This is a genomic window from Brevibacterium pityocampae, assembly GCF_039541555.1.
Classification (GTDB): Bacteria; Actinomycetota; Actinomycetes; order Actinomycetales; family Brevibacteriaceae; genus Brevibacterium; species Brevibacterium pityocampae.
In genome coordinates this window covers 103,948-115,636 of sequence record NZ_BAABGL010000036.1, presented here as the reverse complement: position 1 = coordinate 115,636, position 11,689 = coordinate 103,948, and the positions used below count along the sequence as shown (strand labels likewise).

The following is an 11,689-nucleotide window of genomic DNA, read 5'->3' as shown; positions in this document are numbered from 1 at the left end:
ATTACGCAGCGCGCGGTGAACCCGTAGAGCTGTCGCTTCGACGACGTCCCGCGCGCCCCTCCCGGAAACCGGACAGGGGCGTTTCTCATGCGGGGACCAGTTCAGTACACGATGAAGGAGTCAAGTTGGCAGCCTCAGCATCGTCCGGCGGACCGGGAGGGCCCGTGAAGCCGGGCCCCGCCCCGGCGTCCCGCCGGACAGCCAAGCCGACCGGTCCCGCCTCCGCGGGCGCCCCCGTCCCCACCGCCGCGCCCCCGGCGCACCGCCAGGACCGCTCGACCGCGGAGGTCCTCAGCGGCGCGCAAGCCGTCATCCGCAGCCTCGAGCTGCTCGGCATCGACACCGTCTTCGGGCTCCCCGGCGGCACCATCCTGCCGACCTACGACCCGCTCCTCGACTCCGAGAAGATCACGCACATCCTCGTCCGCCACGAGCAGGGCGCCGGCCACGCCGCTGAGGGCTATGCCGCGGCGACCGGGAAGCTCGGCGTGTGCTTGGCGACCTCCGGCCCGGGCGCGACGAACCTCGTCACCGCGATCGCCGACGCCCACATGGATTCGGTGCCGCTGCTCGCGATCACCGGTCAGCAGTCCTCGAAGCTGCTCGGAACGGATGCCTTCCAGGAGGCCGACATCGTCGGCATGACGATGCCGATCACCAAGCACAGCTTCCTCGTCACCCGCGCCGAGGACATCCCGCAGGCGCTGATGAGCGCCCACCGGATCGCCACCACCGGACGGCCCGGCCCGGTGCTCGTCGACATCACCAAGGACGCGCAGCAGGCCGAGGCGCCCTTCGTCTGGCCCGAGGAGCCCTACCTGCCCGGCTACCGCCCGGTGCTCAAACCGCATGCCAAGCAGATCCGCGAGGCCGCCGCGCTCATCGCGCAGGCCCGCCGGCCCGTGCTCTACATCGGCGGCGGCGTCATCCGCTCCGGCGCGGAGGAGGAGCTGCTCGCGCTCGCCGAAGCGACGCACATCCCGGTCGCCACCACCCTCATGGCCCGCGGCGCGTTCCCCGACTCGCACCCGCAGCACCTCGGGATGCCCGGCATGCACGGCACCGTGCCGGCGGTCGCGTCCTTCCAGAAGGCCGACCTCCTCATCGCGGTGGGGGCCCGGTTCGACGACCGCGTGACCGGCGACCTCGACTCCTTCGCCCCGCGGGCGAAGGTCATCCACGCCGACATCGACCCGGCGGAGATCGGGAAGAACCGGACCGCGGACGTGCCGATCGTCGGGGACGCCGCCGAGGTCATGGCCGAGCTCCTCACCGAGCTCCGGACGCGGCACGAGGCCGTGCTCGCCGACGAGCGCACCGCCTGGTGGCGGATGCTCGACGAGTGGAAGGAGACCTTCCCGCTCGGCTACGAGGAGAACGAGGACGGGCTGTGCGACCCGCAGTACGTCATCTCCCGGATCTCCGCCCTGACCGGGCCGGAGGGCGTGTACGCCGCCGGTGTGGGGCAGCACCAGATGTGGGCCGCGCAGTTCGTGAAGTACGAGCGCCCGCGGTCCTGGCTCAACTCCGGCGGGCTCGGCACCATGGGCTACTCTGTGCCGGCGGCGATGGGCGCGAAGGTCGGCGAACCCGACCGCGTCGTGTGGGCCATCGACGGCGACGGCTGCTTCCAGATGACCAATCAGGAGCTCGCCACCTGCGTGATCAACCGGATCCCGATCAAGGTCGCCATCATCAACAACTCCTCCCTGGGCATGGTGCGCCAGTGGCAGACGCTGTTCTACGACGGCCGCTACTCGCACTCCGATCTCAACACCGGGCACAACTCGGTGCGGGTGCCCGACTTCGTCAAGCTCGCCGAGGCCTACGGCTGCGAGGGCATCCGCGTCGAGCGCAACGAGGACGTCGATGCCGCCGTGCAGCGCGCCCTCGAGATCGACGACCGACCCGTCGTCATCGACTTCACCGTGCCGGCCGACGCCATGGTGTGGCCGATGGTCGCCGCCGGTGTGAGCAACGACGAGATCCAGTACGCACGCGACATCCGCCCGGACTTCGGCGGAGAGGAATTGGAGGAGGGCGTCTGATGAGCCGTCACACACTGTCGGTCCTGGTCGAGAACAAGCCCGGCGTGCTCGCCCGCCTCACCGGACTCATCGCGCGCCGCGGCTTCAACATCCACTCGCTCGCGGTGGGCACCACGGAGATCGAGGCGTTCTCGCGGATCACCGTGGTCGTCGACGTCGCCGACGTGCCGCTCGAGCAGGTGACCAAGCAGCTCAACAAGCTCGTCAACGTCATCAAGATCGTCGAGCTCGAACCCGAGGTGTCCGTGCGGCGCGCGCACATGATCTTCAAGGTGCGCGCCGACGCCGCGACCCGGGCGCAGATCGCGGCCGCGGTGGAGATGTTCCGCGGCCACATCATCGACGTCGCCCCCGATGCGGTGTCGATCGAGGCGACCGGCGAGCAGTCGAAGCTCGACGCGCTGCGCCTCGTGCTCGAGCCGTTCGGGATCAAGGAGATCGTGCAGTCGGGCACGGTCGCGATCGCCCGCGGTCCGAAGTCCATCACTGACAAGGCGCCCCGCGCCGGCTGAGCCGCTCCCGGAGCAGGACACGATGCGGACACCGCTGTCGGCGTCCCGCATTCCCTATCTAGTATCGAGACAACCCCAATGAAGGAGAACCCCATGGCAGAGCGCTACTACGACGATGCCGCCGACCTGTCGATCATCCAGGGCAAGAAGGTCGCCGTCATCGGCTTCGGCAGCCAGGGCCACGCCCACGCCCTGAGCCTGCGCGATTCCGGAGTCGACGTCCGGATCGGCCTGGCCGAGGGCTCGAAGAGCCGCGACAAGGCCGAGGCCCAGGGCCTGCAGGTCGGCACCCCCGCAGAGGTCGCCGAGTGGGCCGACCTCATCGTCATCCTCGCCCCCGACCAGGTGCAGGCGGAGATCTACAACGAGCAGATCAAGCAGCACCTCGGCGAGGGCGACACCCTGCTGTTCGCCCACGGCTTCAACATCCGCTTCGACTACATCCAGGCTCCCGAGGGCGTCGACGTCATCATGGTCGCCCCCAAGGGCCCCGGCCACGTCGTGCGCCGCGAGTACGTCGACGGCCGCGGCGTGCCGGTGCTCGTCGCCGTGGAGAAGGACGCCTCGGGCAAGGCCTGGGACACCGTGCTGTCCTACGCGAAGGCGATCGGCGGCCTGCGCGCCGGCGGGATCAGGACGACCTTCACCGAGGAGACGGAGACCGACCTGTTCGGCGAGCAGACCGTGCTCTGCGGCGGCGTGTCCCACCTCGTGCAGTACGGCTTCGAGACGCTGACCGAGGCCGGCTACCAGCCGGAGATCGCGTACTTCGAGGTGCTCCACGAGCTCAAGCTCATCGTCGACCTCATGGTCGAGGGCGGCATCGCCAAGCAGCGCTGGTCGATCTCCGACACCGCGGAGTACGGCGACTACGTCTCCGGCCCGCGCGTCATCGGCCCGGAGGTCAAGGAGCACATGAAGGAGGTGCTCGCCGACATCCAGAACGGGAAGTTCGCGCAGCGCTTCATGGACGACCAGAAGGCCGGCGGCACCGAGTTCAAGGAGCTCCGCGCCAAGGAGGAGACGCACCCCATCGAGGCCACCGGCCGCGAGCTGCGTCAGATGTTCTCCTGGCTCAAGGACACCGACGACGACTACACCGAGGGCACTGCCGCACGGTGACCCCGTGCGCCTGAGCTGAGCCATCGCCTCCGCGGACGCGGGCAAACCGCCGAGGGGCGGGCACCGGGATCCCGGTGCCCGCCCCTCGGCGCGTGCGAGGACACGTGTGACAACACCGGCACAGCGACTGCGTCATGGGCACAGCGACTGCGTGATCGGCACAGGGGCGGGCGCCGAGGAGCCCGCATCGCGATCTACGATCGTGGACATGGCCCATCCTCCGCACCCGCACCCGCAGCGCCTCCTCCGCCCGCTCGATGCGACGCCCGACGGTGCACGCTTCGCCGTCCCCGCCCGGATCTTCCCGTGGACGGGCTTCGGCTTCGGTCTCCTCGCGGTCGGTGCTGTGCCGGCGCTCGTCTTCTTGGCCTGGGCGCTCATGCTCGCCGGCGCCGGCAGTCGTGCGGAGGCGGAGTCGACGGCCTGGGCGGCCACCGGGCTGAGCGGGATCCTGCTCCTCTGGCTCGGTGTGCACCTCGGGCGCCTCGGCGCGCTGCGGCACCGGTTGGGGACACTCGATCAGGGGATCGCCGTGCCCCCGCCCCAGGTCGTCGCGGAGTGCATCCGCCGCGACCGGGAGCTCCACGCCCGGGACGACCGGCTCCCGCCCATCCGCTTCCTCAGCCGGATCCAGATGATCGGCACCGTCATCGGCTCATGGATCCTCGACATCTGGGCCGCACTCACGCCCCCGTTCTCCGGCGGCGGGACAGGGGTGTCGCGCGAGGACATCGATGCTGGCCCTCGGCGCGCCTTCACCACCACGATGCAGCTCGCGAGCTTCTGGTCCGTGATCGGGATCGGACTGATGATCATCGCGGCTGCGGCGGAGAGCGGCCTGGCCGCGGTGCCTGGCGCCCAGTGGTGCGCGCTCGCCGGCTGGATCCTGCTGTTCGCCGCGCTGTGGGTCAAGGCCGGTCTCATGCGCGGACTCGACCGGGGCCTGGCCAACCGCCTCGGGCGGATCAGCCGGCTCGGCGCGCGGCCCGAGGATGCCGAGCGCTGGATGCACGGGCCCGGCGGCGGGCAGCAGGTGCATTACCGCCGCGTGTGAACCGCATCACCCCTGACCTGCTATCGGATAGTGTGGACCCCGTGACTGAGTATCGATTCGAGACATTCTCCCCAGCCCTGACCGACGGCGCCCCCGACCGGCGGACCGATCACTACATGCAGGCGGTGATCGCCGGATTCCACGGGAAGCGCCCCACGGACGAGCGTCTCGTCCACCGGGTCGAGAACGCGATCACCGACGGGCGGAAGCTCACCGCCGTCTACGCCGACCGGGCACCATCCCACGCGCTGAGCGCGGAGATCCCGGTCGCGACCTTCGCCCACTTCGAGAAGCGGATGAACGTCGGCGGCGGTCGTCTCGTGCCTGCGCACCTCATCACGTGGATCACCGTGCGCCCCACCCACCGGCGGCGCGGCCTGCTCCGCTCGCTCATGACCTCCGACCTCACGCAGGCGAAGGCCGACGGCTACCCGTTCGCCGCCCTCACCGCGACCGAGGGCGGAATCTACACCCGGTTCGGGTTCGGCACCGCGACCTGGTTCACCGAGGTCGAGGTCGACACCTCGCCCGGCTTCGCACTCGCCTCCGAGGCCGACCGCCGGGTGGAGATGTGCCCGGCGTCCGCGCTCGAGGAGCTCGCCCCGGCGATCTACGCCCGTTTCCTCCAGGCCTCGCCCGGCGCGATGGAGCGCCAGCAGCTCTACACCGACGTCGCCGCCGGTTCCGTGGACCCCCGCACCGACGACGAGGACCGCTCCGTGCGCGCCGCGCTCCACTACGACGAGTCCGGCGAGCCCGACGGCTACGTGAGCTACCGGTTCCACGGCGAGACGTACTACACCGGCACCGTCGAGCTGCTCGACTTCGTCGCGGTCTCCGACGCCGCCTACTCCGCGCTGTGGGCGTTCCTCGGCGCCGTCGACCTCGTGAACACCGTGAAGTTCGGCTACGCCGCCCAGAACTCCCCGCTGCCGTGGCTGCTGACCGACCCGCGCCGGGCCAAGACCGTCGGCCAGCACGACGGCGTGTGGCTGCGCATGCTCGACGTCGTCGCCGCGCTCGAGGCCCGCCCGTGGGAGGTCCCCGGCGAGCTCGTCATCAAGGTGATCGACCCCATGCACCTGGCCGAGGGCACCTACCGGATCACCGCAGACGGCACCGATGCCGAGGTCGAGCGCGTGAGCGCCTCGGTCCCCGTCGACCTCGAGCTCGGGGTGTCCGAGCTCGGCTCGATCTACCTCGGCGGCGCGGACCCGGTGATCCTCGCCCGCGCGGGGCGGATCATCCAGCACACCGAGGGTGCGGCCCTGCGCGCGCGGTCGATGTTCGCCCTCGAGCGCGCCCCGTACTCGCCCAACGACTTCTGAGGAGCGGGGTGCACAGGTCCATGGACGACGGCGGGAGACGCGAACTGCGGCGGCCTCTCCTCGCCATGGCGGTCATCCAATCCGTCAGCTCGATCGGAGCGTTGATCGTCGTCCTGCTCTTCTTCCCGGCTGAACCGGGTTGGCCCGGGGTCGTGCGCTGGGCCTTCGTGGTGGCCTTCGTCATGTTCCTGCTCCACGCCCTGATCTTCCTGCTGCCGAAGGCGCTGCGCGAGCGGCCGCGGGAACCGCGTCCGGGAGACCGGTCCGGGTGACCGGCCCGGTCCCGGCCGCTGCGTCGACGGCGGGCCCGCTGTTCACGATGTGACCCCCTTGTGAAAGGCTTCACAAGGGGTCGATACGATGGTGTCGATCCCGTCATCGGGCGGATGCCCAGCAGCCGCCGCCCCGTGCCGTGCGCCCGTGCCACGGCCCGACATCCACCGTCGCCGCACCCGTGCGCGCATCCGTAGGAGGAACCCGTGAGCAAGCCCGCGGTGCTCATCGCCGAGAACCTGTCGCCCGCCACCATCGAGGCGCTCGGCCCCGACTTCGAGATCCGGAGGTGCAACGGCGCAGACCGTGCCGAGCTGCTCTCCGCGATCGCCGACGTCGACGCGATCCTCATCCGCTCGGCCACGCAGGTCGACGCCGAGGCCATCGCCGCGGCGCAGGACCTCAAGGTCGTCGCCCGCGCCGGCGTCGGCCTCGACAACGTCGACGTGCCGGCGGCGACGAAGGCCGGCGTCATGGTCGTCAACGCGCCGACCTCGAACATCATCTCCGCCGCCGAGCTCACGATGACCCACCTGCTCGCCGCCGCGCGGTACTTCGGCGCCGGCAACTCCTCGCTCAAGGCCGGGGAGTGGAACCGCTCGAAGCTCACCGGTGTCGAGCTCTACGAGAAGACGCTCGGCATCGTCGGCCTCGGTCGGATCGGCGGGCTCGTCGCCGAGCGCGCCAAGTCCTTCGGGATGAAGATCGTCGGCTACGACCCCTACATCTCCCAGTCGCGCGCCGCGCAGATGGGCGTCGAGGTCATGAGCCTCGACGAGCTCCTCGCGGCATCCGACTTCATCACCGTCCACATGCCCGAGACCCCGGAGACCGTCGGGATGATCGGCCGCGAGGCGTTCGCCAAGGTCAAGCCGGGCGTGCGGATCGTCAACGTCGCCCGCGGCGGGATCATCGACGAGGAGGCGCTCGCCGCCGCCGTCGATGCCGGCCAGGTCGGCGGCGCCGGGATCGACGTGTGGAGCCAGGAGCCGCCGGAGCACTCGCGGCTCATGGAGCAGGACGCCGTCAACGTCACCCCGCACCTCGGCGCATCGACCGACGAGGCCCAGGAGAAGGCCGGCGTCGCCGTCGCCAGGTCCGTGCGCCTGGCGCTGTCGGGGGAGCTCGTGCCCGATGCCGTCAACGTCACCGGCGGTGCGATCCACGCCGACGTGCGTCCGGGCATCCCGCTGGCGGAGAAGCTCGGCCGCGTCGTCGCCGCCCTCGCTGAGGAGCCGATCAGCCACTTCCGGTTCGACGTGCGCGGCGAGATCGCCGACAAGGACGTCTCCGTGCTCCAGCTGTCCGCGCTCAAGGGCCTGTTCCGCGACTACGTGTCCCGGCCGGTGTCCTACGTCAACGCCCCGCTGCTCGCGGAGGAGCGCGGGATGACGCTCGAGCTCACCACCGACCCCTACGTCGAGTCCTTCCGCAACGTCACGACGATCGTCGCGACGACCGCCTCGGGGCGTCAGGTGTCGGTCTCCGGCACCGTCACCGGCCCGAAGCTCGTGCAGAAGCTCACCGGGGTCGACGGCTACGAGCTCGAGATCGCGCTCACCGACCACCTGTTGATCTTCAAGTACGAGGACCGCCCCGGTGTCATCGGGCAGCTCGGGCAGGCGCTCGGCCGCAATGAGGTCAACATCGCCGGCATGCAGGTGTCCCCGGCCGGGGACGGCGGCGAGGCGCTGTCCGTCATGTCCGTCGACTCCGCCGTGACTCCCGAGGTCGTGTCCGCCCTCGCCGGTGCCGTCGGCGCCTCGCAGTTCACCGCGGTGACGCTGACGGAGGACTGAGACCCGTCACGCGGGCAGCCGCCCCGGCCTCGCGGCCGGGGCGCGCCTCAGGCGTTCCAGAGGCCGTAGGAGTCGGCGAGGCGGGCGATCTTCTTCGCACGCGCCAGACGCGGCAGGTAGGAGCCGTCGGTGATCTTCTCGCCGCCCGCGGCCCGGTCGAGCATCTCCCGCGCCCATCGGCGGTCGTCCTCGCTGGGGGAGAGCTCGGTGTTGAGGATGCCGATCTGCTCGAGGTCGAGCACAAGCTTGCCGGCCATGCCCATCTTCATGGTCCAGCCGCAGTCCTCGACCACCCGGTCGGCAGGTGCACCGGCCGCCGAGGGGCCGTCGATGGCACCCGGCAGCCCGCCCACTCGGGTGGCGACGACGAGCCGCGAGCGGGCGTAGGCCAGCGCCACCGGGTCGTCGGCGACGCCGGTGTCCTTGCGGAAGTCGTTGGTGCCCAGCGCCAGGCGGAAGGTGCCGGGCGCCTCGGCGATGCGGGTGGCGTTCTCGATCCCGCGCGCGGTCTCGATGAGCGCGAGCACCGGCACCCCGGCGCCGGCCCGCATCGAGGTGTAGGTCACCTGCTCCGGGTGCTCGGTGTTCGGCAGCATGATCCCGCGCAGCCCGGGCAGCGACTTGATCGCGTCGAGGTCCGGCTCCCAGTGGTCGGTGGTCGTGCCGTTGACGCGGACCCACGCCGACATCCCGCACTCGAGGGCGTGCACCACGTGCTCGCGCGCCGCGTCCTTGCCGTCCTCGGGCACCGGGGCCTCGAGGTCGAAGATCACCGAGTCCGCGTCGGAGGCCTGCGCGGCCTCGAAGGTCTCCGGCATCGCGGCGTTGACGAGCAGCCACGAGCGGGAGAGCTTCGCCGGCAGGGCGGCGGCGCGGGCGTTGCGCACCGAGTGGGTCTGCGCCTCGGCCGTGCGGGTCGCCCGCTCGGTCGTCTGCTCCGCGGTGCCGTCCGCGGCGGCAGACGGGTCGGCAGGGCGGGAGGAATCGGCAGGGCGTGCGGGGTGTTCGGCGTTCGTCGGCTGCATGGAGATCAGTCTACGGTCGCTCGGCGCCTCGGCGCGGTGCTCTCACGAGCCGGGCACGCACCGCGCAGGGATGCGGGCGGCTGGGAACCACTTCACAGGGCATTCCAGGATCCAAGACGATCCCCCGAATGGTGAGACGACTCGTAGACTGAGCCCATGACCACTTTCAGAATCGCCGTGATGCCCGGCGACGGCATCGGCACCGAAGTCATCCCCGAGGGCCTCAAGGTCCTGCAGCGCGCGATCGACGCGAGCGGGGAGCCCGTCGAGCTCGTCACCACGACCTTCGAGGCCTCTGCGAAGCGCTGGCACGAGACCGGTGAGACGCTCACCGACGCCGAGCTCGCCGACCTCCGCACCCACGATGCGATCTACTTCGGAGCCTGCGGCGACCCGAGCGTGCCCTCGGGCGTGCTCGAGCGCGGCATCATCCTCAAGATGCGATTCGGGCTCGAGCACGCGGTGAACATGCGCCCCTCGAAGTTCTTCGCCGGAGCCACCTCGCCGCTGGCGGACCCGGGGGAGATCGACTTCATCGTCGTCCGCGAGGGGACCGAGGGCTCCTACACGGGCCAGGGCGGCAGCCTGCGCACCGACACCCCGCATGAGGTCGCCACCGAGGTCTCCGTCAACACCTGGTACGGCATCGAGCGCACCGTGCGCTTCGCGTTCGAGAAGGCGCAGGCGCGGCGCCAGAAGCTCACCTACGTCCACAAGCACAACGTCATGGTCCACGCCGGGCACCTGTGGCGCCGCGTCGTCGAGCACGTCGCCCCGGAGTTCCCCGACGTCGCGGTGAACTACGAGCACACGGACGCCTGCACGATCTACATGGTGACCGACCCCGGCCGCTACGACGTCATCGTCACCGACAACCTGTTCGGCGACATCCTCACCGATCTCGCCGCCGCGGTGACCGGTGGGATCGGGCTCGCCGCCTCGGCGAACCTCAACGTCGACGGCACCGCCCCGAGCCTGTTCGAGCCGATCCACGGCTCCGCCCCGGACATCGCCGGGCAGGGGATCGCCGACCCGACCGCGACCATCCTCTCCGCCGCGCTCATGGCCGAATCGCTCGGGCTCGACGTCGTCGCGAAGACCATCCAGACCGCGGTCGAGGCGGATCTCGCCGAGCGCGGGGACGCCGAGCGCTCGACCGCCGAGGTCGGTGACGCGATCGCCGCCCGGATCGGCTGAGCGCCGCCCGGATCGGCTGAGCGCCGCCCGGCGGCCGGGTCCGCGACACCCATTCCGGGGCGCTGTGGCGGGGCCCCATACCCCGCCGATGTGACCTCCGCGCGATCTGTCCGTATCGTGGGCAGTGGACCAGCGTGTGGCGCGCGACACATTCCGTGCGTGCACGTGCCGCGCGGCCCCATCCACCCGAACACCTGACTCGTAGAAGAGACCTTTCCCATGACCGAATTCCAGCTCCTCAAGAACGCGCAGCCGACCACGGAGAACGTGCGGGAGGCGATCAAGGCCGACCCCGGCTTCGGCAACCACTTCACCGATCACATGGCGCACGTGCGCTTCACCCGTGAGCAGGGATGGCACGCGCACACCGTCAAACCCTACGGTCCGCTCGTCCTCGACCCGGCCGCGGCGGTCTTCCACTACGGGCAGGAGATCTTCGAGGGTCTCAAGGCCTACCGGCATGCCGACGGCTCGATCTGGACCTTCCGCCCGGAGAAGAACGCCGCCCGGATCAACATCTCCGCCGAGCGCCTCGCCCTGCCGCAGATCGATGAGGACGACTTCGTGGGCTCGCTCAAGGCCCTCGTCGAGCAGGATGCCGCCTGGGTCCCCACGCCGCAGAACGACCTCGACGAGTGCAGCCTCTACCTGCGCCCGTTCATGATCGCCTCGGAGACCTTCCTCGGGGTGCGCTCGAGCCACGAGGTCGACTACTACGTCATCGCCAGCCCTGCCGACGCCTACTTCCCGGGCGGCGTGAAGCCGGTCTCGATCTGGCTGTCCCCGAACCTCAAGCGCGCCAGCCACGGCGGCACCGGCTTCGCCAAGTGCGGCGGCAACTACGCCGCTTCGCTCGCCGCCGGCGACCAGGCCGCGGCGAACGGCTGTGCGCAGGTGCTCTTCACCGACGCCGCGGAGTCGAAGTACCTCGAAGAGCTCGGCGGCATGAACCTCATGCTCGTGACGAAGGACGGCAGGCTCCTCACCCCGAACCTCGGCGACTCGATCCTCGACGGCGTCACCCGCCGTTCGCTCATCGAGCTCGCCCCGCAGGTCGGCCTCACCCCCGAGGAGCGGCCGATCACCCTCGAGGAGTGGCGCGAGGGTGCGGCGTCCGGCGACATCGTCGAGGCCTTCGCCTGCGGCACCGCCGCCGTCATCACCCCGATCGGGCAGCTCAAGGGCGAGGACTTCACCATCGAGCAGAGCACGGAGCCCGGTGAGAAGTCGATGCAGCTGCGCGAGACGCTCCTCGGCATCCAGTACGGCCGCGTCGAGGACACGAACGGCTGGATGGTCCGCCTCGCCTGATCTGCAGGCACTCCGGACCG

General features: G+C 70.6%; 10 protein-coding genes. 9 read left to right on the top strand and 1 reads right to left on the bottom strand.

Annotation, left to right across the window (positions count from 1 at the left end):
* Positions 1 to 164: 164 nt before the first annotated feature.
* The 7 genes from ABD883_RS13555 (at position 165) to serA (ending at position 8,136) form a co-directional block, all read left to right on the top strand.
* Positions 165 to 2,048 carry an acetolactate synthase large subunit gene (locus ABD883_RS13555; RefSeq protein WP_345032794.1) on the top strand — a complete coding sequence of 628 codons (1,884 nt, stop codon included), beginning with the start codon at positions 165 to 167 and terminating at the stop codon, positions 2,046 to 2,048.
* Positions 2,048 to 2,560, top strand: a complete 513-nt coding sequence (gene ilvN, locus ABD883_RS13550) for an acetolactate synthase small subunit (RefSeq protein ID WP_137320197.1) — start codon at positions 2,048 to 2,050, stop codon at positions 2,558 to 2,560. Before ABD883_RS13555 ends, ilvN begins: the two co-directional genes overlap by 1 nt.
* A gap of 93 nt (positions 2,561 to 2,653) precedes the next feature.
* Positions 2,654 to 3,682, top strand: coding sequence for a ketol-acid reductoisomerase (gene ilvC, locus ABD883_RS13545; protein ID WP_137320196.1), 1,029 nt, complete (start codon positions 2,654 to 2,656; stop codon positions 3,680 to 3,682).
* Between the two features lie 208 nt (positions 3,683 to 3,890).
* The gene (locus ABD883_RS13540; protein ID WP_345032791.1) at positions 3,891 to 4,736 is read left to right on the top strand and encodes a hypothetical protein; all 846 of its coding nucleotides are present in this window, start codon (positions 3,891 to 3,893) and stop codon (positions 4,734 to 4,736) included.
* 41 nt (positions 4,737 to 4,777) lie between these two features.
* Entirely contained in the window at positions 4,778 to 6,064 is a 1,287-nt protein-coding gene (locus ABD883_RS13535; protein ID WP_345032790.1) for a GNAT family N-acetyltransferase, read from the top strand.
* Positions 6,065 to 6,084: 20 nt separating this feature from the next.
* Positions 6,085 to 6,336 carry a hypothetical protein gene (locus ABD883_RS13530; protein ID WP_137320193.1) on the top strand — a complete coding sequence of 84 codons (252 nt, stop codon included), beginning with the start codon at positions 6,085 to 6,087 and terminating at the stop codon, positions 6,334 to 6,336.
* Positions 6,337 to 6,543: 207 nt separating this feature from the next.
* Complete coding sequence (gene serA, locus ABD883_RS13525) at positions 6,544 to 8,136, top strand: phosphoglycerate dehydrogenase (protein ID WP_345032787.1); 1,593 nt, start codon at positions 6,544 to 6,546, stop codon at positions 8,134 to 8,136.
* 47 nt (positions 8,137 to 8,183) lie between these two features.
* Here the strand turns inward: serA and ABD883_RS13520 are convergent, their stop codons facing one another.
* On the bottom strand, positions 8,184 to 9,161 hold the full coding sequence (locus ABD883_RS13520; protein ID WP_137320191.1) for an HpcH/HpaI aldolase/citrate lyase family protein: 978 nt from the start codon (positions 9,159 to 9,161) through the stop codon (positions 8,184 to 8,186).
* Between the two features lie 156 nt (positions 9,162 to 9,317).
* On the opposite strand from ABD883_RS13520, the gene ABD883_RS13515 reads away from it, so the two are divergent.
* Both ABD883_RS13515 and ABD883_RS13510 read left to right on the top strand, forming a co-directional pair.
* Positions 9,318 to 10,358, top strand: a complete 1,041-nt coding sequence (locus ABD883_RS13515) for a 3-isopropylmalate dehydrogenase (RefSeq protein WP_345032784.1) — start codon at positions 9,318 to 9,320, stop codon at positions 10,356 to 10,358.
* Between the two features lie 219 nt (positions 10,359 to 10,577).
* Positions 10,578 to 11,669 carry a branched-chain amino acid aminotransferase gene (locus ABD883_RS13510; protein ID WP_345032782.1) on the top strand — a complete coding sequence of 364 codons (1,092 nt, stop codon included), beginning with the start codon at positions 10,578 to 10,580 and terminating at the stop codon, positions 11,667 to 11,669.
* The last annotated feature ends 20 nt before the right edge of the window (positions 11,670 to 11,689 follow it).